20 protein-coding genes and 1 tRNA gene are annotated in these 20947 nt (G+C 64.2%); 9 read left to right on the forward strand and 12 right to left on the reverse strand.

Features of this window, described 5'->3' with window-relative positions; translation table 11 throughout:
• Positions 1-154 precede the first annotated feature (154 nt).
• The 4 genes from B2585_RS13935 (at position 155) to B2585_RS13950 (ending at position 4707) form a co-directional block, all read left to right on the forward strand.
• Entirely contained in the window at positions 155-1171 is a 1017-nt protein-coding gene (locus B2585_RS13935) for an amino acid ABC transporter substrate-binding protein (protein ID WP_292024310.1), read from the forward strand.
• 124 nt (positions 1172-1295) lie between these two features.
• Positions 1296-2600 (forward strand): amino acid ABC transporter permease, encoded by a 1305-nt coding sequence (locus B2585_RS13940; protein WP_292024312.1) that lies wholly within the window; start codon positions 1296-1298, stop codon positions 2598-2600.
• A gap of 1 nt (position 2601) precedes the next feature.
• Positions 2602-3903, forward strand: a complete 1302-nt coding sequence (locus B2585_RS13945; RefSeq protein WP_292024314.1) for an amino acid ABC transporter permease — start codon at positions 2602-2604, stop codon at positions 3901-3903.
• 12 nt (positions 3904-3915) lie between these two features.
• Positions 3916-4707, forward strand: coding sequence for an amino acid ABC transporter ATP-binding protein (locus tag B2585_RS13950; protein ID WP_292024316.1), 792 nt, complete (start codon positions 3916-3918; stop codon positions 4705-4707).
• A gap of 66 nt (positions 4708-4773) precedes the next feature.
• On the opposite strand, the gene B2585_RS13955 is transcribed toward B2585_RS13950, so the two are convergent.
• The 9 genes from B2585_RS13955 to yidD all read right to left on the reverse strand — a co-directional run bounded on the left by B2585_RS13955 (position 4774) and on the right by yidD (position 13881).
• Complete coding sequence (locus B2585_RS13955) at positions 4774-5322, reverse strand: SixA phosphatase family protein (protein WP_292024318.1); 549 nt, start codon at positions 5320-5322, stop codon at positions 4774-4776.
• Between the two features lie 91 nt (positions 5323-5413).
• Entirely contained in the window at positions 5414-6277 is an 864-nt protein-coding gene (argB, locus tag B2585_RS13960; protein ID WP_292024319.1) for an acetylglutamate kinase, read from the reverse strand.
• Between the two features lie 74 nt (positions 6278-6351).
• Entirely contained in the window at positions 6352-7008 is a 657-nt protein-coding gene (gene yihA / locus B2585_RS13965) for a ribosome biogenesis GTP-binding protein YihA/YsxC (RefSeq protein ID WP_292024321.1), read from the reverse strand.
• A 4-nt stretch (positions 7009-7012) separates the two neighbouring features.
• Positions 7013-8854 (reverse strand): membrane protein insertase YidC, encoded by a 1842-nt coding sequence (gene yidC, locus B2585_RS13970; RefSeq protein WP_292024323.1) that lies wholly within the window; start codon positions 8852-8854, stop codon positions 7013-7015.
• Positions 8855-9006: 152 nt separating this feature from the next.
• Entirely contained in the window at positions 9007-10575 is a 1569-nt protein-coding gene (locus tag B2585_RS13975) for a putative bifunctional diguanylate cyclase/phosphodiesterase (RefSeq protein WP_292024325.1), read from the reverse strand.
• 88 nt (positions 10576-10663) lie between these two features.
• On the reverse strand, positions 10664-11527 hold the full coding sequence (gene ttcA, locus B2585_RS13980) for a tRNA 2-thiocytidine(32) synthetase TtcA (RefSeq protein WP_292024326.1): 864 nt from the start codon (positions 11525-11527) through the stop codon (positions 10664-10666).
• Positions 11528-11865: 338 nt separating this feature from the next.
• Positions 11866-12684, reverse strand: a complete 819-nt coding sequence (locus B2585_RS13985) for a LytTR family DNA-binding domain-containing protein (RefSeq protein ID WP_292024328.1) — start codon at positions 12682-12684, stop codon at positions 11866-11868.
• A 114-nt stretch (positions 12685-12798) separates the two neighbouring features.
• Complete coding sequence (locus B2585_RS13990; RefSeq protein ID WP_292024330.1) at positions 12799-13623, reverse strand: hypothetical protein; 825 nt, start codon at positions 13621-13623, stop codon at positions 12799-12801.
• Positions 13624-13635: 12 nt separating this feature from the next.
• A complete protein-coding gene (gene yidD, locus B2585_RS13995) occupies positions 13636-13881 on the reverse strand; it encodes a membrane protein insertion efficiency factor YidD (protein WP_292024332.1) in 246 nt (81 codons plus the stop codon).
• Positions 13882-13993: 112 nt separating this feature from the next.
• On the opposite strand from yidD, the gene B2585_RS14000 reads away from it, so the two are divergent.
• Entirely contained in the window at positions 13994-15007 is a 1014-nt protein-coding gene (locus B2585_RS14000; RefSeq protein WP_292024334.1) for an NAD-dependent epimerase/dehydratase family protein, read from the forward strand.
• Between the two features lie 3 nt (positions 15008-15010).
• Here B2585_RS14000 and B2585_RS14005 read toward each other — a convergent pair whose 3' ends face one another.
• From B2585_RS14005 to rpmH, 3 genes are all read right to left on the reverse strand, one after another.
• Entirely contained in the window at positions 15011-16333 is a 1323-nt protein-coding gene (locus B2585_RS14005) for a UDP-glucose dehydrogenase family protein (protein WP_292024335.1), read from the reverse strand.
• Between the two features lie 154 nt (positions 16334-16487).
• Complete coding sequence (gene rnpA / locus B2585_RS14010) at positions 16488-16892, reverse strand: ribonuclease P protein component (RefSeq protein WP_292024337.1); 405 nt, start codon at positions 16890-16892, stop codon at positions 16488-16490.
• A 26-nt stretch (positions 16893-16918) separates the two neighbouring features.
• Complete coding sequence (rpmH, locus tag B2585_RS14015) at positions 16919-17053, reverse strand: 50S ribosomal protein L34 (protein ID WP_292024339.1); 135 nt, start codon at positions 17051-17053, stop codon at positions 16919-16921.
• 241 nt (positions 17054-17294) lie between these two features.
• On the opposite strand from rpmH, the gene B2585_RS14020 reads away from it, so the two are divergent.
• The 4 genes from B2585_RS14020 (at position 17295) to B2585_RS14035 (ending at position 20944) form a co-directional block, all read left to right on the forward strand.
• On the forward strand, positions 17295-18008 hold the full coding sequence (locus B2585_RS14020; protein ID WP_292024341.1) for a TVP38/TMEM64 family protein: 714 nt from the start codon (positions 17295-17297) through the stop codon (positions 18006-18008).
• Positions 18005-19372, forward strand: coding sequence for a dihydrolipoyl dehydrogenase family protein (locus B2585_RS14025; RefSeq protein WP_292024344.1), 1368 nt, complete (start codon positions 18005-18007; stop codon positions 19370-19372). Before B2585_RS14020 ends, B2585_RS14025 begins: the two co-directional genes overlap by 4 nt.
• Before the next feature lie 16 nt (positions 19373-19388).
• Positions 19389-20810 (forward strand): sensor histidine kinase, encoded by a 1422-nt coding sequence (locus B2585_RS14030; RefSeq protein ID WP_292024346.1) that lies wholly within the window; start codon positions 19389-19391, stop codon positions 20808-20810.
• 57 nt (positions 20811-20867) lie between these two features.
• Positions 20868-20944 (forward strand) — tRNA-Arg (locus B2585_RS14035).
• Positions 20945-20947 lie beyond the last annotated feature (3 nt).

Consider the following 20947-nt stretch of genomic DNA (forward strand, 5'->3'; position numbering starts at 1 on the left):
GTCTCCCGTAACGAATCCCTCGGCCCTTGACGCACAGACGAATAATTGCCCAAACTCTTGGCATGGAGGGGGTCTGCCCCATTCCTCGTATCGCCACCGGCCGTAAGACCGGATCATAACGCCCGAAACGGGCGAACATCAGGAAGAGGTAAACATGAAAACATCCGTATTTCTCGGCGCGCTGACAGCGGCCGGCATGATGGCCGGCGCCGCATCCGCCGCGACGCTGGACGATGTCCAGGCGCGCGGCTCGCTCAAGTGCGGCGCGAACTCCGGCCTGACCGGCTTTGCAGCGCCCGACGCCAATGGCCGATGGGAAGGCTTCGACGTCGCCGTCTGCCGTGCCGTCGCCGCCGCCGTTCTGGGTGACCCGGAGGCCGTCGAATTCGTGCCCACCACGCCGAAGACCCGCTTCACCGCGCTGGCTTCGGGTGAAGTCGACATCCTGTCGCGCAACACCACCTGGACGCTGACCCGTGACGTGGACCTCAAGTTCACCTTCGCCGGCGTCAACTACTACGATGGTCAGGGCTTCATCGTGCCCAAGGCGCTGGGCGTGTCCTCGGCCAAGGAACTCGACGGCGCGACTGTCTGCATCCAGACCGGCACCACGACCGAGCTGAACCTCGCGGATTTCTTCCGCACCAACAACATCAGCTATGAGCCGGTTCCGATCGAAACCAACGCCGAGGCGCAGCAGCAGTACCTTGCCGGTGCCTGCGACACCTACACGACCGACGCTTCCGGCCTCGCCGCCACTCGTGCCTCGTTCGAGACTCCGACGGATCACGCGATCCTTCCGGAAATCATCTCGAAAGAGCCGCTCGGGCCGCTCGTACGCCACGGCGATGACGAATGGGCCGACATCGTGCGCTGGACGCTCAACGCGCTGATCGCCGCCGAAGAATTCGGCATCACCTCGACCAATATCGAGGAACTGTCCAACGGCACCGACAACCCGGAAATCAACCGGATCCTCGGCACCGAAGGCACGATGGGCGAGATGCTCGGCCTCGAAGCCGACTGGGCGATGAAAGCGATCATGGCCAACGGCAACTACGGCGAGATCTTCGAGAAGAACATCGGTGAGTCGACGCCGATCGGGCTGGCCCGCGGGCTGAACGCCCAGTGGAAAGACGGCGGCCTGCTCTACGCACCGCCCTTCCGCTAAGGCATGAGAACGGGCGCGGGGGAAACCTCGCGCCCGACTTCTTTCAGGGGCTGAACACGCTCGACCGGATGCAGGAAGCGGGACAACCCGCTCGGAGACAGACCGGCGGCAACGGGGAAAATCCATGACAACAGCGACCGAACCGGAGGGCGGCTCTTTCCGTCCATCCATGCTCATCTATGACAGCCGGTACCGCTCGGCCACGATCCAGATCGTCGCCCTGATCGGGTTCCTGCTGTTGATCGGCTGGCTTGTGTCCAACACCGTCCAGAACCTTGCGGATCTTGGGAAATCGGTGGGCTTCGGGTTCCTCGGCGAACCTGCCGGGTATGATATCAACCAGCGTCTGCTGGACTACGACTCCCGCGACAGCCATGCGCGCGCGGGTCTCATGGGTCTTCTCAACACGCTGCTGGTCGCGGTCATGGGTTGCATCATGGCGACCATAGTCGGCGTCATCGTGGGCGTTCTGCGCCTGTCGAACAACTGGCTCATCGCGCGGATAATGACGGTCTATGTCGAGATGTTCCGCAACGTGCCGGTGCTGCTCTGGATCGTCTTCTCGATGGCCATCCTGATCGAGACGCTGCCCGCGCCCTCGGCCTACCGGGGCGAAGACCCGGCGGCCAGTATGCTGCTGGGTGGAAACGTGGCGCTCACCAACCGCGGCTTTTACGTTCCCGAGCCGCTGTTCGGGCGCATGGATGAAGAGGGCAACCCCCTGTCCTGGCGTCAGGGGCTTGGCGACGTTCACCTGTTCGGGGATGCGTGGCTGCGCTTCGACGTGAGCCTCGAACTGATCGTGGTCTTGTCGACGCTGATCGCGGGGATACTCGTCTCTGGCCTGATCCGAAAACGGGCGGACCGAATACAGAACCGAACCGGGCTCAGGCCGCGAACGTGGTACTGGCGCGCGGCGGTCATACTGCTGCCGACGATCATCGCGCTCTGGCTCATGGGCTTCTACCTTGGCAAGCCAGAACTGCGCGGCTTCAACTTTGCCGGTGGCACCCACATGCGAAACTCCTTCATCGCGCTGTGGCTGGCCTTGTCGCTCTATACGGCGGCCTTCGTGGCCGAGATCGTGCGCGGCGGCATCCTCGCCATTTCCGGCGGTCAGACCGAGGCGGCGGCGGCGCTGGGCATCCGGCCACGGCGGATCATGTCGCTCGTCATCCTGCCGCAGGCGCTTCGGGTCATCATCCCGCCGCTCATCTCGCAATACCTGAACCTGACCAAGAACTCCTCGCTCGCCATCGCCGTGGGCTACATGGACCTCACCGGCACGCTGATGGGGATCACGCTCAACCAGACCGGGCGCGAGCTTGAAGCGGTGATGATGACGATGCTCATCTACCTGCTGATCTCGCTCGCCATTTCCGGGGCGATGAACATCTACAACAACTCCGTCAAGTTGAAGGAGCGCTGAGATGGCCGACTATTCCTACGTTCGCGAAGACATGCTGCCCGAGCGTGAGCCGCCGGTCTCCGAGGTCGGCATCATCGGCTGGCTGCGCGAGAACCTGTTTTCCGGCTGGTTCAACTCGATCCTGACCATCCTGTCGCTCATGTTCATCTACATGATCCTCGCCGCGATCGTGCCGTGGCTCTGGACGCCCACATGGGGCGCCGGGTCGCTGTCGGAGTGTCGCGAGATCATCGCGGACCTTGGCAAGCAACACGGCGGGGCCTGCTACGGGGTCATCACCGAGCGCTGGCAGCAGCTGTTGTTCGGGTTCTACCCGGACGAGCTGCGCTGGCGGCCGATCCTGACCTTCCTGGGCCTCTTCGTGGCGCTGGGGCCGGTGCTGTTTTCCGACGTCTTCCCGCGCAAGGTCCTGTGGTTCACGGGCGCCTACCTCTTCCTCGCGCCGTGGCTGATGTGGGGCGGGGCGATCTGGACCCCTCTGCTTGTCGCGGCAGGCCCGGCGCTCGGCTATCTAGCCTACCGTTTTCTCTACGGCGTGATCGGCAACCTCGGCGCGGTGATCGTGGCGGTGCTCGTCCCGATCCTGTTCTGGCTGTTCCTCGTCGGGCCAATCTCGTCCGGCCTGTTCTCGGTCATCCCTTTGGGGCTCGAGGTTGTGGAGAGCCGGTTGTTCGGTGGCTTCATGCTCTCGGTCTGGATCGGGGTGGTCGCCATCGCCATCTCGCTCGTGTTGGGCGTCGTGCTGGCATTGGGGCGGCAGTCGGACCTCTTGATCGTGAAGTACCTGTCGGTGGGCTTCATCGAGTTCATACGGGGCGTGCCGCTTATCACGCTGCTGTTCGTAGCTTCGACGCTTCTCAACATCTTCATGCCGCCGGGCACGAATTTCGACATCATCTTGCGGGTCATGATCATGGCGACGCTTTTCGCCTCGGCCTATATCGCCGAGGTCGTCCGTGGCGGCCTCGCCGCCCTGCCACGAGGACAGTACGAGGCCGCGGATGCGCTGGGGCTGGATTACTGGAAGGCGCAGCGGCTCATCATCCTGCCGCAGGCGCTCAAGATCTCGATCCCCGGTATCGTGTCCACCTTCATCGGCCTGTTCAAGGATACGACGCTGGTGTCCATCATCGGTCTGCTCGACCCCATCGGCCTCACCGGGTCGATCCGCGCCGACGCCAATTGGAACGGTATCGTATGGGAGCTCTACGGCTTCATCGCGCTCCTGTTCTTCCTCTCGTGTTTCGCCATGTCCCGCTACTCGATGTGGTTGGAAAAGAAACTCCGCAAAGACCACCACTAAGGGATCCGCATCATGTCAACGCTCGAACTCGAACCTTCCGTCGATACGTCGAAAATGCAGATCTCGGACGAGGTCGCGATCCAGATTGCCGACATGAACAAATGGTTCGGCACCTTTCACGTCCTGCGCGACATCGACCTCACCGTCTATCGCGGCGAGCGGATCGTCATCTGCGGCCCGTCCGGGTCCGGCAAGTCGACACTCATCCGCTGCATCAACCGTCTGGAGGAGCATCAGGCGGGCAAGATCGTCGTGGACGGGACCGAGCTGAACTCGGACCTCAAGAACGTCGACAAGGTGCGCTCGGAAGTCGGGATGGTGTTCCAGCACTTCAACCTCTTCCCGCATCTCACGGTGCTCGAGAACTGCACGCTCGCCCCGATCTGGGTGCGCAAGGTGCCGCGCAAGGAAGCAGTCGAACGCGCCATGCATTTCCTCGAAAAGGTCAAGATTCCGGAACAGGCCAACAAGTATCCCGGCCAGCTTTCGGGCGGCCAGCAGCAGCGTGTGGCCATTGCCCGGTCGCTGTGCATGATGCCGCGGATCATGCTGTTCGACGAGCCGACCTCGGCGCTCGACCCCGAGATGATCAAGGAGGTGCTCGATACCATGATCGAGCTCGCGGAGGAGGGGATGACCATGCTCTGCGTGACGCACGAGATGGGCTTCGCGCAGGCTGTCGCGAACCGCGTGATTTTCATGGCGGACGGTCAGATCGTCGAGCAGAACGAGCCCAAAGAGTTCTTCAACAATCCAAAGTCGGAGCGCACCCAGCAGTTCCTGAGCCAGATCATCGGGCACTGAAGGCGACCCCGGAAAAGACAAGGGCCCCCGCAAAGCGAGGGCCCGTTGCCTGCCGTCACGACGTCGTCAGGCCGAAAGCGCTGGCGGTTCGTTTGCCAGGGCCTCTTCCGCAGCGACAAGATCGCGCGGAACGACGAAATCGACCAGCTCGCCCATCCGCCAGATGAGGTCCTCCCAGCGGTCGATCTCAAAGTCCATGACGGCAGTTGCTCCGGTTGGATACCGGTCGAAAAGGTGGGTCGCGGGCGGTGTGTCGAGAAGCCCGCGCGCGGCGAAAGTGGTGCCGGGATTATGGCCGATCATCATGACGGTCTTCCCGGTCGCGCCTTTCAGAACATTCAGCATCGTATCGGGCTCGGCGAGGTAGAGCGACGGGGCGATTTCCGGCGCGACACTCGGGCAGCCGGCGCGGGAGATCAGGTTCCATGTCTCGCGCGTCCGCTCCGCCGACGAGACGAACACCTCATCCGGGCAAAGCCCTTTCACCGACAGCCACCGACCGATGGCCAACGCCGACTCGCGACCCCGCTTGTTCAGGGGGCGGTCGTGATCGCTCATGTGCGGATCGTCCCAGCTGGACTTGGCGTGACGGGTCAGAATGAGGCGCAGAGTCATACGTCGGGGTGTCTCACTTTTCAGGGGTGCCTGAACGTTCTACCCGAAGTGCTGCCATACGGGCAAGCCGCGCCGCAGCATACGCTGCCGTCTAGCCTTGGCGGATGATCGAGCCGGGGCCCTGCTCGGTATAAAGCTCAAGCAAACAGGCGTTTTCGACCCGCCCGTCGAGGATCACCACCGCGCGCACGCCGCCCTCGATCGCCGCAAGCGCCGTCTCGGTCTTGGGAATCATGCCGCCGGAAATGACGCCCTCGCGGGTCATGTCGCGAATCTGCATGGCGGTCAGTTCGGTGACGAACTGCCCTTCGGCATTCTTGACCCCGGCGACATCTGTCAGCAGGAGCAGGCGGTCGGCTTTCAGTGCCGCCGCGATTGCACCCGCGGCGGTGTCGCCGTTCACATTGAACGTCTCGCCGTCACGGCCCACGCCGATGGGGGCGATGACCGGGATCGTCTCGGAATCGGCCAGTCGTTTGAGCACGAAGGGATCGACCTCGACCGGCGTGCCGACGAAGCCCAGCCTGGGATCGGTCGGTTCGCAGACCATGAGGTTCGCATCCTTCCCCGACAGGCCCACTGCGCGGCCGCCCTCGGCATTGATCGCCTGAACGATCCGCTTGTTCACCCGGCCTGCAAGAACCATCTCGACGACCTCGACCGTGGCCGCATCTGTCACACGTTTGCCGCCGACCCATTCGCTCTCCACGCCGAGTTTGGCGAGCATCTCGTTGATCATCGGGCCGCCGCCGTGAACCACGACCGGGTTCACGCCGACATGGCGCATCAGGACGATGTCGCGGGCGAAGCTTTCCATCGCTGCGTCGTCGCCCATGGCGTTGCCGCCGAACTTGATGACGACCGTCGCCCCCTCGTAACGCTGGAGATAGGGCAGGGCTTCGTTCAGGGTCCGGGCGGTGGCGATCCAGTCGCGGTTCATCGTCTGCTTTCTCATGGTCGTGTCCTTGGGCGTTCGCCCTTGGTGTTACGCGGATGCGAAACAGGCGGCAAGGCTGGCGCGGGCGTCGCTCAATCCAGCCCGGCGATGATGGCGCGCAGCGTGGCGATCCCGTCGCCCTTTTCCGAGGAGGTGAGGACCAGTTCGGGATAGGCGGCCGGGTGCTTGGACAGACGCTCGCGCACCTGCTTGAGGATCTTCTCGCGATCCGTCGCTTTCACCTTGTCGGCCTTCGTGAGAACAGCCTGAAAGGTCACGGCGGAGCGGTCGAGGAGCGACATGATCTCGTCATCCACGTCCTTCACCCCGTGGCGCGCGTCGATCAGGACAAAGGCCCGGCGCAGCGTGGCGCGGCCCGAGAGATACGACTTCAGCAGCCGCTGCCATTTCTCGACGATGGGCAGAGGCGCGTTGGCATAGCCATATCCGGGCAGATCGACGAGGTAGGGTCCGTCTGTCGTCGTGAAGAAATTGATTTCTTGCGTCCGCCCCGGCGTGTTGGACGCGCGGGCAAGGCCCTTGCGGCCCGTGAGCGCGTTGATCAGGCTCGACTTGCCCACGTTGGAACGGCCCGCGAAGCAGACCTCGAGCCGGTCATCGGGCGGCAGGCCCGACATGGCGACGACGCCCTTGAGGAACTCGGTCGGCGCCGCGAAAAGCAGGCGCCCTGCCTCGCGCGCGGCATCGTCCGGTGCCTCGGCGAGGGGGAAGGGCAGGGGCGCGCTCACGCCCCTACTTCTTGTCGGTCGCCGGCTTCTTTTTGAAGCTCGACCTGATGTTGCCGAAGATGTCCGGCTTGGCGCCGTGACTGCGCATGATCGTGTACTGCTGGATAAAGGTCAGCGTGTTGTTCGCGATCCAGTAGATGACGAGGCCCGAAGCGAAGCGGCCCAGCATGAACATGAAGACCCAGGGCATCCAGTTCATGATCGTCGCCTGCGTGGCGTCCGTGGGGGCCGGGTTCAGCTTCTGCTGGAGCCACATCGAGATACCGAGCAGGATCGGCAGGATGCCGAGCGAGAAGAAGTAGAACCAGCTCGTCGGGTCCGGCGTGGCGTTGGGCAGGAGGCCGAAGAGGTTCAGGATTGAGGACGGGTCCGGTGCCGAGAGGTCGCGGATCCAGCCGAACCACGGTTCGTGACGCAGTTCGAGCGTGACGAAGATCACCTTGTAGAGCGAGAACCAGATCGGGATCTGCAGCAGGATAGGGAGACAGCCCGAGGCGGGGTTCACCTTGTTCTTCTTGTAAAGCTCCATCATGCCCTGTTGCATCTTCATGCGGTCGTCGCCCGCTTGCTCGCGCAGCTTCTCCATCTCCGGCTGAAGCTCTTTCATCTTCGCCATCGAGACATAGGACCGGTAGGCGAGCGGGAAGAGCACCATCTTGATGACGAATGTCAGCGCGATGATCGACCAGCCCATGTTGCCGATGAATGAATGCAACCAGTGCAGCACCGCGAAAATCGGCTTCGTGAGGAAGAAGAACATCCCCCAGTCGATCGAGTCGAGGAAACGGAAGATGCCCTCGTCGTTCTGGTAGTCGCGGATCGTGTCCCATTCCTTCGCGCCGGCGAAAAGGCGGGTGGAGATTTCGGCGCGGTCGCCCGGGGCGACCTCCATCGTCGGCATGCGCACTTCGGTCTGGTAGATGTCCGCCGAGGGGACGTATTTGACGACCGATGTATAGGACTGGCCGGACTGGGGTACGAGGATGGTTTCCCAATAGTGGTCGGTGAAGCCGATCCAGCCGTTTTCGGTGATCGAGGTCGCTTCGGCCGGCGTACGTTCGCGCGGATCGACGTCGAGGTCCGTGACGTCGTCGTAGTCGATCTCGGACAGTTCCTCGTCCGTCTGCCGGATGACGCCCTCGTGCAGGATGAAGAAACCCTTGAGGTCGGTGGGCTCGCCATGGCGGGCCACGAGGCCGTAGGGGGCGAGGCGCTGCGAAACGTCGGAGCCGTTCTCGACCGACTGGGTCACGGTGAAGAGGTAATCCTCATCCACCGAAATCGTGCGGCGGAAGGTCATGCCCGCGTCATTCGTCCAGGCCAGCGTGATTGGGCTGTCGGGGGTAAGCGTCTCGCCCTCTTCCAGCGTCCAGTTGGTCATCGCGCCGGGCACGTCGCTGTTGCCAAGGTCGCCGCCCGGCGCCCAGCCGTAAAGCGTGTAATACGCCGCGTCCTGCCCGGAGGGGCGGAGCAGCGTGACGGTGTCGGCGCCTTCCGCGATGGACACGCGGTAGTCGGTCAGGTGCAGATCGTCGATCCGCCCGCCGATGAGCGAGATCGAGCCGGAGAGTTTCGGCGTCTCGATCGGGATGCGCGGGCTGTCTTCGAGGGTGGCGGCGGTGGTGTCGGCGCCAGTTGCGGGCGTGCCGGAGTCGCCGGTGGCCTCCGCGGCGTTCGGCGGCGTGGCCGTGCCGGTCTCGTCCGTCACACCGGGGGCGAGCGTTTCTGCGACTTCCTCGGGCTGGACGGCTTCCGGTTCCGCTGGGGGGAAGAGGAGCATCCACGCGGTGATGACGAGAAAACTCAGCACCGTCGCGATGAGGAGGTTGCGATTCTGGTTATCCATGAAGGCCCACCACCTGTCTTTTCGGGTCAGGTGGGTTCAAACGCCCGCGGGGGCAAAGGTCAAGCAGTTTTCCCGGTTTCGCCCTGTCTGAGCGGAGCCTGCCGGGCCCGTGTCAGGCGGTTGCGCTGCGCCTGAAGGCGACGGACCGCCCGTCACGACGCGGCGCTGCCTTGGCCGCCGGCACGGGGCGCGATCACGGGAACGACGGGCCGGTTGGCGAGATGGGCTTCGATCCATGCCGAAGTCTCCTCGAACGGCATGGGGCGTGCGATGGAATATCCCTGAACATGGCCACAGCCCAGTTGTGACAGCATTGCATGTTCTCCGTGTGTCTCCACGCCTTCGCCGAGCGTCGCGAGGCCAAGCCGGTCGGCCATCGTCAGGATCGCGGACACCATGTTTTGCTGGTCGCGGTCCGTGTCCACCTGGCTGATGAAGCTGCGGTCGATCTTGATCCGGCTCACATCGAAACGCCGGATGTTGGCGATGGAGGCGTGGCCGGTGCCGAAGTCGTCAAGGTCGATGCCACAGCCCAGCCGCGACAGGGCCGCGATGTTGCGCGTCGTCGTGTCGTCATCCGATTGCGCGACCACGTTTTCAAGCACTTCGATCACCAGACGCTCGGGGGCGAGGCCAAAGCGGTCGAGCTCCCATCGGACCTTGTCATAAAGACGCGGGTTGCGCAGTTCGTCGGGCGAAAAATTGACGGCGACATTCGGCACGGTCAGCCCGGCCTTGTCCCACGCCTTGAGGGCGGTCAGCGCGTGGTAGAGGATGACCTCACCGAGCCGGTCGAACAGGCCCCCGGCAGCGATTGCGGGCATGAAGGCGGCCGGAGCGATCTGACCCTTTTCGGGGTGTTCCCAGCGGGCCAGCGCTTCGAATCCGGTGAGTGCGCCCGTATCGGTCGACACCTGCGGCTGAAACCACGGGCGGATTTCGCCATCCTCCAGCGCGCGGACGAGGTCGCGGGTCATATTGTCGGGCACCGCGATGCGAGGCCTCATCCCGCGAGAGAACGCGCGGATCGACCCCGGCCCGGCTTTCTGCGCCTCTTCAAGCGCGCTTTCGGCAGCATCCAGAAGGCTTTCGCCAACCTGATCTGCCACCCGTGAGGGCATCGCGAAGCCGAGACAGGAGGACAGGAGCACCCGCGTTCCGTCGAGTGAGATCGGCTGGCTCACGGCGTCCTGCAATCGGCCGGACAGTTGGATGACGGTTTCAAGGTCCGTGCGCGGCGTGCGTGCGATGGCGACGCCGAACCGACCGGGGGCCAGCGCGACGAGCGGGTCGCCTTCGCGCAAGGTTGCCCTGATCCGCTCTACACAAGAACGCAGGATCGTGGCCGAGCCGGTTTCCCCGAACTGCGCTGCGAGATCGCCCGCACTGTCGATTTCGAGAACGAGGCACACCGGCGGATCGCCAGACTCGTTCATGCCCTCGGTCAGCCCCGAGGCGAGACGCGAGATGAGCGCGTTGCGCCCGGGGAGGCCGGTCAGCATGTCGCGGTGCGGCCGCGCGTGCCAGGGCATCGGGACGGAGCCGGTCAGCACGAGGATGCCGGGCATCAGCACCGCCAGAACGACGAGAAGACCCTCGCCGCCGAACCAGAAGGCGCAGAGCATGATCGCCGGGAGGAAGGCGAGCATCTGCGGCCCGAGCAGGATCAGGCGGAGCTTGGCGCGAAGTGCGTTGCGGTCGGCGGCCGTGGTCGTGTTCATCATTTGTCCCCTGATCACGGGCCACCGGCCCTCTGGTCGCGAGGACCATAGGGATCACGAGTCAATCAGCCGTTAATGCGCTCGGAAATCAGCTTTCTTCGCTGTCGCGCAGGGTCAGGCCCGCGAAATCGAACAGCTTGGGGTCCAGCAGATGTGAGGGTCGCGCGTTCATCAGCGACCGGAACATCACCTGGCGGCGGCCAGGGGAATTCGCTTCCCACCCGTCGAGGATCTGCTTGACCTGCTGGCGCTGCAGCCCGTCCTGCGACCCGCAGAGATCGCAGGGAATGATCGGGTAGTTCATGTCGCGGGAGAACTTCTCGCAATCCGCCTCGGCCACATGGGCGAGGGGGCGGAAAACGAACAGGTCGCCCTCTTCGTTCACGAGCTTTGGTGGCATCGTGGCCAGCCGCCCACCGTGAAAGAGGTTCATGAAGAAGGTTTCGAGGATGTCGTCGCGATGGTGGCCCAGCACGACCGCGTTGCACCCTTCTTCGCGTGCGATTCGGTAAAGGTTTCCGCGACGCAGCCGCGAGCAGAGCGCACAGTAGGTGCGCCCCGCGGGCACCTTGTCGACCACGATGGAATAGGTGTCTTCGTATTCGATCCGGTGCGGCACCTGGCGGGCTTCGAGAAATTCCGGAAGGACCGTCGCCGGGAAGCCCGGTTGCCCCTGGTCGAGGTTGCAGGCGAGGATGTCGACCGGCAGAAGCCCGCGCCACTTCATCTCGTAAAGCGCGGCGAGCATCGTATAGCTGTCCTTGCCGCCCGACAGGCAGACGAGCCACTTCTGGCCCGGTGCCGCCTGACCGGTCTCGTCGCGCTGTATCATTCCGTAGTGCTCCACCGCCTCCCGCACGTTGCGCAGGATGCGTTTACGGAGCTTCTTGAACTCCGTGGTGGAGGGCGCGCCGTCAAACAGCGGGTGGATATCGTCGGACTCGTCGAGCATGTGGGCGGTTTAGGCGTCGGGGCCCGCGCTGGCAAGAGAAGCGAGGCGCGGCAGTTGCCGGCGTGAATGCGCCTGCCTGCCGCGCCCCTTGTAATGCACCAGATCGCACGAAACGTCCTGTGCGCCCGGTTCGAAATGGCGTTGCGGTCCTGGGGAGGTCCGCGCTGCCCGTGGCTGGTTTCACTTGGTGCTGCCTGCATGAACTGCCCGCGCTGGGCGGGCCCCGTGCCACGTCGGGAAAGCTACATCGGTGTTGGGGGTTTGTGTGTGCGTTGGAGCGACTGACGCCGGATTTGGAGCGACTGACGCGCCCCGATTCGCGAAATGGCGGTTTGTCACTATTCGCGAAGTGACAGCAGCGCTCTCACATCCCCGACGCGGTTCCGGCTGACCGGAAGTTGCGCGCCGTCGGAGATTGTGAGCCTTGGATTGCCGCCCTCGAAGCGAAAGTCGGACACGAGGTCGCGTGCGACCCAATGCGACCGGTGCACACGCAATCCGGCGTCGTCGGGAACGAGGCGCTCGGCCTCGGACAGGGTGAGCCGGATCAGGTCTTCGCCGCGTTCGGTGAAAACGCGGACATACTGGTTCTCGGCCATCATGCGGAGCACCCGGCCCCGCGCGTCGTTCGACAGATGCTCCTGCAAGCCGCAGGAGGTCGGGGGATGATAGGTCCAGATCTGCTCCGGCCGCACGTCGAGCCCGGCATGGGGCAGGAAGAACACCCAGAACAGAAAGAGCCCGATCACGGCGGAGAGCACCACCCACGTCACGACAATGGCGGCATGCCAGAAAAACTCCGACGCGGTCAGAGTGCCGGCTTCGACCATTGCGAAAACAACGGCGAGGATCAGAGCGATGGGCACATAGACGGCAATATGCACCCAAAGGACTGGCCAGCCCCGGTCGAATGCCAGGCGGAACATCGGGGGCACCACGAAATAGGAATGCGCAAGGAAGGCCGCGCAGTCGAACACATGAATCAGCCCGCGTTGCCACACCGGCATCTGAGCAAACAGCCCGCCCGGAGCGAATACCGTGATGAACAGGGTCAGGCAGAGTGCCGCCCCGATGCAGACGGGCGACAGGACGAATCCCCTCAGCACGCTCTCGATGTCGCGTCCGCGAGTCGCGGATTGTCCGGCCTTGAACGCCATGTCTGTCGAATGCCCCCTTGGGTGCAGCCGCTCCCGGCAGCACCTGACGCAGAAGATACCCAAGGTCAGGTTTCGCTGTCCATGATCAATTCGAAGGGGTGCCGGAAATCCGTGTCAGCGGCGACGCACACCGGTGGCCAGACGCCGGCCGGCGTCGAAATACTTGCGCGCGACGGCCTCGGACTGAAGCGGCGTGTTGGTGGCGAGGCGCTGGCAATAGGCCTTCATCTTGTCGTCGAACATCGTCTGCTTGGTCGCGTTCTGGCGCGGCGGCATTTTCACGGCCTCGGCCTGGGTCGGCTCCCCCAAAGCGGTAAGGAGCCGAGCGGCCCCTTCCGGCCTGGTGATTTCTGACAGATCGACGCGGTGAATATGGACATTGGGCATGTCAGCGGTGAGCAGCGCGTAGTATTCCGCACGGGCAAAGACCTCATGCACATACCACAACGAGTTTCCGGCCACCCCGTGCTCCATGAAGGGCCGCGACTGAACGACGGTGTTCGGGTAGCGTGGGTCGAGGGCGAAAAGCCATGTGAAACCAAAGTTGGCGAATTCGAAGCGGTTGACGTAGCTCCACTGGATCTTGAAAGGATCGCGCGTGAGGATGACGAGGTGGACTTCGCCCGCCTCGGTGAGCGGTGCGATGTTCTCGACGAGGCCCGCCTTGAACAGGAAGTGCGATACCTCGGCATAACGCTGGGCGGGGCTGTCGATGAGACGCGCGAGTTTCTGACGCCAGAACGTCCGCACATGCGCGTCGTTCCCCACCGAGTTGAAGCGCGTGTAGTGCGAGGCATCGGGGCTTTCGACGCCCAGAAGCTCATATCCAAGCCGCTCGTGGTGGACCTCGGCCCCGCTCCAGTTCAGGCGCAGAAGTTCGGTCAGGAACACGGTGCCGGAGCGGCCCGTGGTCAGCGGGAAAAGGAACTGGCGGGGCATGTCGCCCTCCGTTTACTGCTCTTTTCCTTTTGTATCGGTCTCCGGCACCGGGTCAAACCCGGAACCGCCGAAAGGATGGCAGCGCCCGATCCGCCGGATGGTGAGCCAGCTTCCACGGATCGCCCCATGCTTTTCCAGTGCTTCCAGCGCATAGGCCGAGCAGGTCGGCTGATAGCGGCACGAATGGCCGACCCACGGCGAGAAAACCAGCCGGTAGAGGCGCACGGGCAGCGCGAAGATATGGGCGACGGGCGACATGACGCAGATATAGGGTGCCCGGCCCTCCGACGCGAGTGGCCAAAGCGCCGCGTGCCGCTTCAATCTCCCGGTGAATGGGGCTAGGACGGGCTGGTTAGCGGAAAGGCCCGGCATGGCGCGCATATTCATCACCGGCACGGCCGGCTTCATCGGATACCACCTCGCGAACCTGCTCGTCGCCGAGGGCCACCAGGTCCACGGCTATGACGGGATGACGGATTACTACGATGTCACGCTCAAGGCGCGGCGCCACGCGATGCTGCACCAGTCGCTAGGCTTCACAGCCACCGAGGCGATGCTGGAGGACGGCGCGGCGTTCGACGCCGCCATCGACGGGTTCGCGCCGGAGATCATCGTCCACCTCGCGGGGCAGGCCGGGGTGCGCTACAGCCTTGAAAACCCGCGGGCCTATGTCGATGCGAATGTCACCGGGACGTTCAACGTGATGGAGGCCGCGCGGCGCCACGGGGTCCAGCACCTGATGATGGCCTCGACATCTTCCGTCTACGGCGCGAACACCGAGATGCCGTTCAGGGAGACGGACAAGGCCGACACGCCGATGACGATCTATGCCGCGACCAAGAAGGCGACCGAGGCGATGGGGCATTCCTACGCCCATCTCTATGACCTGCCGACGACGATGTTCCGGTTCTTCACGGTCTATGGCCCGTGGGGACGCCCGGACATGGCGCTCTTCAAGTTCGTGCGCGCCACACTCGCCGGCGAGGCGATCGACGTCTACAACCACGGCGAGATGTTCCGCGACTTCACCTATGTCGACGACCTCGTGCGCGCGATCCGGCTGTTGATGTTCGACCCGGTGCCGGTGCGGCCCGAAGCGGGCGAGGTGCCGGAGGGCGACAGCCTGTCGCCGGTGGCGCCGTTCCGGATCGTGAACATCGGGAACTCCACGTCGGTCCGGCTGCTCGATTTCGTCGAAGCGATCGAGGGTGCGCTGGGCGCCGAGACACGGCGCAATTACATGGACATCCAGCCCGGCGACGTGCCTGCCACATGGGCGGATGCGAGCCTGCTTGAAACGCTCACCGGCTACCGGCCGGAAACCGATGTCCGCACCGGGGTCGAGCGGTTCGTCGAGTGGTATCGCGACTACTACCGGGACTGAGGGTCAGGCCCGCATCATTCCGATCCTCCCGATGCTCTCATAGGCGATGAAGCCGGCCTCGGCCGCGGCATCGGCGCTGTAGACGTTGCGCAAGTCGGCCATTCTGGCGGAACCCATGGCGGAGGCCAGCCGGTCGAGGTCCAGTGCCCGGAATTCGTTCCATTCCGTTAGGATCACGAGGAGGTCGGCCCCCTGTGCTGCCGCATAGGGGTCTTCTTCCCACGATACGCTGGGGAGTAGGTGTTCGCCCTCACGCCGGCCCTGCGGATCGCAGACCCGCACCTTGGCCCCACCACCGATCAGCGACGGAACGATGGTGAGCGAGGGCGCATCGCGCATGTCGTCGGTGTTGGGCTTGAACGTCACGCCCAGCACAGCGACCGTCTTGCCGTTGAACGAGCCGCCACAGAGATCGACCAGCTTGTCGATCATCCGGCGCTTCACATCCTCGTTCACCTTGATGACGGTCTCGACGATTGACACAGGGCTCGCATGTTCCTGACCAATCCGGGCGAGCGCCTTGGTGTCCTTCGGAAAGCACGACCCGCCGTAGCCGGGGCCGGCGTGCAGGAACTTGTTCCCGATGCGTCCGTCCATGCCCATGCCCTTGGAAACGGCTTTCACATCCGCGCCGACCTTTTCGCACAGCGCGGCGATCTCGTTGATGAAGGTGATCTTGGTCGCGAGAAAGGCATTGGCCGCGTATTTGATCATCTCGGCGGATTCGAGGTCCGTGGTCACGATGGGGAAATCGCGCAGGTAGAGCGGGCGGTAAACCTCTTCCATCACCTTCGCTGCGCGGTCGCTCTCGACGCCGACGACGACCCGGTCAGGTTTCATGAAGTCGTCGATGGCCGCGCCTTCGCGAAGAAACTCGGGGTTGGATGCGACGTCGAAATCGAGCGATGGATTGGCCTTCGAGACCACGTCACGCACCTGCGCGTTGGTGCCGACGGGGACGGTCGATTTGGTCACGATGACGATATAGTCGCTGGCCGCCTTCGCGATCTCTTCTGCCGCGGCCATGACATAGGTGAGGTCGGCATGACCGTCACCGCGCCGAGTGGGCGTGCCAACCGCGATGAACACGGCGTCGGCTCCGTCGATGGCGGTGGCGAGGTCGAGTGTGAAGGACAGTCGTCCGGCCTCGACGTTCTTGTGCATGAGCCTGTCGAGCCCCGGCTCGAAGATCGGCACCTCGCCGCGCTCCAGCATCTCGATCTTGCGCGGGTCCTTGTCGACGCAGACCACCTCGTGCCCGAAGTCCGAGAAGCACACGCCGGAGACGAGCCCGACATATCCGGTTCCGATCATCGCAATTTTCATGGGGCATCCCTCGTAATGAAATCAGGCACAGGCAGATCGGCGCCAATCGGTGCGCCGCAGGACGCACCATCCTGATTTCATCGGAATTCACAAGATGCCACAGGGGCGCGTGTCATGGATTGGCCGTGTTGCTGCATTGCAGCGCAAGGACCCGTCAGGCCCCGTGGACCTTGGCGAGGGCGCGGGCGAGGTCGTCGCGCATGGCCGCGAACTCCCGGCTGACTGTCGCGTCGGGCCGCGCCACGAGGACGTAATCCCATCCGGGGCGTCCCGCGTTGCCGATCACCTCCCGCGCCAGCGCGCGCAGGCGTCGTTTGGCGCGGTTGCGCATCACGGCGTTGCCGGTTTTCTTGGAGGCTGTGAACCCCACGCGCACGACCGTATCGTCGTCGCGCCGGTCACGCCCCTGCAACAGAAACCCCGGCATCGGCGCCTTGCGGGCCCGCGCGCAGGCGAGGAAATCCGGGCGGTTTCGCAGGGTCTCCAGACAAACGGAAACCGCCGGGGGCGCGTCGCGTCCGGCCTCTGGGCCGTCCACGGGTGCCTCCGGCGGTGTCATTCGATTGGCCGAAATGCCGAAACCGCTTACGCGGACAGCGACTTGCGGCCCTTGGCGCGACGCGCGTTCAGGATCTTGCGGCCGGCCTTGGTCGACATGCGCGCACGGAAGCCGTGGCGGCGCTTGCGAACCAGGTTCGAAGGTTGGAATGTGCGTTTCATCGCCCGTCTCCGTCAGGTTCTCGGCCCTAAAGGCCGAAGTCTCGTCTCATGCCCACTGATCCCGATGGATTCGGGGCGGAATTCGTTGGAGACCGGTCTATAGGGGCCCTCAGGGGTCAAGTCAAACGCCCCGTGGGCGCATTTGAAACATTTTTTGCCGCAGGATCAATGCGGCGTGAGGGGGGTGGCGGGTGTCCGGGCGAGGCGTCATGGTGCGCTCACTTGTCCGAAGGAGCCCGCCGTGACCGCCGCGCGCATCAAACGCCTGATCCCGATCACCGTCATCGCCATCGTCGCGGTCGTGGGCTTCATCGTGTTCCGCGACCGGCTGACCTTCGATGCGCTGGCCGAGAACCGGGCGGCGCTGATCGAATTCCGTGATGCCAACTACATCCTCTCGGTCCTCGTCTTCATCGCGGCCTATACCGCTATCGTGGGCTTCTCGCTGCCGGGCGCGACCATTGCCACACTGACCGGCGGTTTCCTGTTCGGTCTGTTTCCCGGCGTGCTCTACAACGTGACGGCCGCCTCGCTCGGCGCGATCATTATCTTCACTGCCGCCAAGATGGGTCTGGGCGAACGGCTCGCCGCGCGGATGGAGGCGTCGCCGGGGCGCATCGCCAGACTCAAGTCGGCCATCGACCGCAGCCAGTGGTCGGTGCTGTTTCTCATGCGCCTCGTCCCCGTGGTGCCGTTCTTCGTGGCCAATGTCCTGCCAGCGCTTGTGAACGTGCGCACCTGGGTCTTTGCCGTGACGACCGTGGTGGGGATCATACCCGGTGCGCTGATCTACACCTCCGTCGGCTCCGGGCTGGGCGAGGTGTTCGAAGCCGGCGGCACGCCCGATCTTGGGATCATCTTCAAACCCTACATCCTCGGGCCGATCATCGGGCTGTGCGCTCTGGCGCTCCTGCCCATCGCCCTGCGTGTCTTCCGCAAGGAGCCTGTCGCATGAGCCGTATCAAGACCGACATCTGCGTGATCGGGGCCGGGTCCGGGGGCCTGTCGGTCGCCTCTGGCGCCGCGCAGATGGGGGCCAAGGTCGTTCTGATCGAGAAAGGCGAGATGGGGGGTGATTGCTTGAATTATGGCTGCGTGCCCTCAAAGGCGCTGCTCGCCGCCGGGGAGCAGGGGATGGATTGGGACGCGGCCCATGCACATGTGAAATCCGCCATCGCGACCATCGCGCCCCACGACAGTCAGGAACGGTTCGAAGGTCTGGGGTGCACCGTCATCCGCGAACATGCCCGGTTCACCGGCCCGCGCGAGGTGCAGGCCGGCGATACGACCGTCAGGGCCAAACGCTTCGTCGTCGCCACCGGGTCGCGCCCTTTCGTGCCGGACGTGCCGGGGCTGGACGAGGTGCCGTATTACACCAACGAGACGATCTTCGATCTCGCCGAGAAACCCGATCACCTGCTGGTCATCGGCGGCGGACCCATCGGTCTGGAAATGGCACTCGCGCACCGGCGTCTGGGCTGTGAGGTGACCGTTCTGGAAGGCCAGAAGCCGCTCGGCAAGGACGATCCCGAGGCCGCGCAGGTCGTGCTGGACAGCCTCGCGGAGCAGGGGATCGAGGTCGTGGAGCAGGCCCAGGCGGTGCGCATTCGCAAAACCAAGGGACGGATCGAGGTCGTCACCGAGTTCGGGCGCGTCTTCACCGGTTCGCACCTGCTCGTCGCCGTCGGGCGCAAGGCGAATGTGGAGGAGCTTGGCTGCGAGGCGGCGGGAGTCGATACGACCCCCAAGGGCATCAAGGTCGATGCCCGCCTGCGCACGTCGAACCGCCGGGTCTATGGCATCGGTGACATCACCGGGGGGCTCCAGTTCACCCATGTCGCGGGCTATCATGGCGGTGTCGTGATCCGCCCCACGGTCCTGCGCCTGCCCGCCAAGGCTCGCGCCGACCACCTGCCGTGGTGCACCTACACCGATCCCGAACTGGCGCAGGTCGGGCTGACGGAAGCTGCCGCGCGGGAGGCGCATGGCGACAAGCTTACCGTCGTGCGGGCGGACTTCGCAGGCAACGACCGGGCCGTCGCGACAGGACACACCAAGGGGTTCATCAAGGTCATGGTCGTCGGCGCGCGGCCCGTCGGCGTCACGCTAGTCGGGCACAACGCAGGCGAACTGATCGCACCCTGGTCGCTCGCCGTAAGCCAGAAACTGAAGCTCTCGGCCATCTCCGGCATGGTGCTGCCGTATCCGACCCTGTCGGAGATTTCCAAACGCGCCTCTGGGAATTTCTACACGCCGAAACTATTTGAAAATGAGACGCTGAAGCGTTTGGTGCGTATATTGCAAAAGATCGTGCCATAACGCTGTTAGGGACTAGATGTATTTGAACTCGCTTTCGGGTCGGTTCCTCATCCTGACCGTCGCATTCGTCATGCTGGCGGAGGTGATGATTTTTGTCCCGTCGATCGCGCAGTTTCGTGCGGATTACCTGCAAAACAGGCTTGAACGGGCGCAGATCGCGTCTCTCGTTCTGCTTGCCGACGACATGATCGATGCGGAGCTGGAGCAAGAGCTTTTGCAGAACGCTGAGGTGTTCAACGTGGTTCTGCGCCGGGACGAAGCGCGCGAGCTCATGCTGTCTTCGCCCGTACCCGGTCCGGTCGCCGCGAGTTTCGACCTGCGCAACGAGGGCGGGTTCATGCTCATGCGCGACGCCCTCGCGCGGCTGTTCGACACGGATAACGAGGTGATCCGTGTGATCGGCGACCCGGTGCGCGAGGGCGGGCTGGTGATCGAAGTCACGATGGAGTCCCAGCCCCTGCGCACGGCCATGGTCGAGTACGGCCAACGCATTCTCGTGCTCTCCGCCGTGATCTCCATCGCGACCGCGCTCTTGCTGTTCCTCGCCGTGCGCACGCTCATGGTCCGGCCGATCAAGAAGGTCGTGACCAACATGATGGGTTTCGCCCGCGCGCCCGAGGATGCCCGCCAGATCATCGCCCCGAGTTCGCGGGTGCGGGAGCTTCGCGAGGCCGAGGAAGCGCTGCACGACTTGCAGGCGCAGCTTTCCGGCGCGCTCAAGCAAAAGGAGCGGCTCGCCCAGCTTGGCGGAGCCGTTGCGCGCATCAGCCACGACCTGCGCAATATCCTGACGACCGCGCAGCTTTTTGCGGACCGGGTGGAAATGAGCGAGGACCCCGGGGTTCAACGCTCCATCCCCAAGCTCATGGGGTCGATCAATCGCGCGGTGAACCTGTGCGAATCCACCCTGGCTTTCGGCAAGGCCGAGGAGCCCGCGCCGCGACTCACCCGCTTCAACCTCGCCGAAGTGGTGGGTGACGTGGTGGACAGCGAGCGGCTCGCCGCGGGCGAGGAGGACGTTTCCTATTCCGAGGACGTGCCGGCGGGGATCCTCGTGCGGGCCGACCCGGAACAACTCTACCGCATCCTGCGCAACCTCGTGCGCAACGCCCGTCAGGCTCTCCAGTCTTCGGGCAAGGGCGGAGAAATCATGGTTTCGGGTGAGGAAACGCCCGAGGAATGGACGATCCGGGTCGAAGATACCGGGCCGGGCCTGCCTCCCAAGGCTCAGGAGCTTCTGTTTCAACCGTTCGCTGCGGGTGGGCGCAAGGGCGGCACCGGCCTCGGCCTCGCCATCTCGGCAGAGCTTGTGCGTGGCCACGGTGGGCAGCTCTTGCTGGAGCGGACGGGACCGGACGGCACGGTGTTCGCTATCCATCTGCCGCGCGGGCTCGAAACCCTCGCCACGCCCGAGGCGCGGGCGGAAGCGGCGCAATAATTCCGGGGATTTCCCCTTGCATCGCTCCGACGCAAACGCTAAATCGCGCCCTACCGCGCTCTGGTAGCTCAGCTGGATAGAGTACCTGACTACGAATCAGGGGGTCGGGGGTTCGAATCCTCCCCAGAGCGCCATTT

Origin of the sequence: Maritimibacter sp. UBA3975 (assembly GCF_002384975.1) — a bacterium.
Classification (GTDB): domain Bacteria; phylum Pseudomonadota; class Alphaproteobacteria; order Rhodobacterales; family Rhodobacteraceae; genus Maritimibacter.

Excerpts from the sequence above, each read along its gene's own strand:
- B2585_RS13935 (WP_292024310.1), top strand. The coding sequence starts at position 155 with ATGAAAACATCCGTATTTCTCGGCGCGCTGACAGCGGCCGGCATGATG.
- B2585_RS13940 (WP_292024312.1), top strand. The coding sequence starts at position 1,296 with ATGACAACAGCGACCGAACCGGAGGGCGGCTCTTTCCGTCCATCCATG.
- B2585_RS13945 (WP_292024314.1), top strand. The coding sequence starts at position 2,602 with ATGGCCGACTATTCCTACGTTCGCGAAGACATGCTGCCCGAGCGTGAG.
- B2585_RS13950 (WP_292024316.1), top strand. The coding sequence starts at position 3,916 with ATGTCAACGCTCGAACTCGAACCTTCCGTCGATACGTCGAAAATGCAG.
- B2585_RS13955 (WP_292024318.1), bottom strand. The coding sequence starts at position 5,322 with ATGACTCTGCGCCTCATTCTGACCCGTCACGCCAAGTCCAGCTGGGAC.
- argB (WP_292024319.1), bottom strand. The coding sequence starts at position 6,277 with ATGAGAAAGCAGACGATGAACCGCGACTGGATCGCCACCGCCCGGACC.
- yidC (WP_292024323.1), bottom strand. The coding sequence starts at position 8,854 with ATGGATAACCAGAATCGCAACCTCCTCATCGCGACGGTGCTGAGTTTT.
- B2585_RS13975 (WP_292024325.1), bottom strand. The coding sequence starts at position 10,575 with ATGAACACGACCACGGCCGCCGACCGCAACGCACTTCGCGCCAAGCTC.
- ttcA (WP_292024326.1), bottom strand. The coding sequence starts at position 11,527 with ATGCTCGACGAGTCCGACGATATCCACCCGCTGTTTGACGGCGCGCCC.
- B2585_RS13985 (WP_292024328.1), bottom strand. The coding sequence starts at position 12,684 with ATGGCGTTCAAGGCCGGACAATCCGCGACTCGCGGACGCGACATCGAG.
- B2585_RS13990 (WP_292024330.1), bottom strand. The coding sequence starts at position 13,623 with ATGCCCCGCCAGTTCCTTTTCCCGCTGACCACGGGCCGCTCCGGCACC.
- yidD (WP_292024332.1), bottom strand. The coding sequence starts at position 13,881 with ATGTCGCCCGTCGCCCATATCTTCGCGCTGCCCGTGCGCCTCTACCGG.
- B2585_RS14000 (WP_292024334.1), top strand. The coding sequence starts at position 13,994 with ATGGCGCGCATATTCATCACCGGCACGGCCGGCTTCATCGGATACCAC.
- B2585_RS14005 (WP_292024335.1), bottom strand. The coding sequence starts at position 16,333 with ATGAAAATTGCGATGATCGGAACCGGATATGTCGGGCTCGTCTCCGGC.
- rnpA (WP_292024337.1), bottom strand. The coding sequence starts at position 16,892 with ATGACACCGCCGGAGGCACCCGTGGACGGCCCAGAGGCCGGACGCGAC.
- rpmH (WP_292024339.1), bottom strand. The coding sequence starts at position 17,053 with ATGAAACGCACATTCCAACCTTCGAACCTGGTTCGCAAGCGCCGCCAC.
- B2585_RS14025 (WP_292024344.1), top strand. The coding sequence starts at position 18,005 with ATGAGCCGTATCAAGACCGACATCTGCGTGATCGGGGCCGGGTCCGGG.
- B2585_RS14030 (WP_292024346.1), top strand. The coding sequence starts at position 19,389 with ATGTATTTGAACTCGCTTTCGGGTCGGTTCCTCATCCTGACCGTCGCA.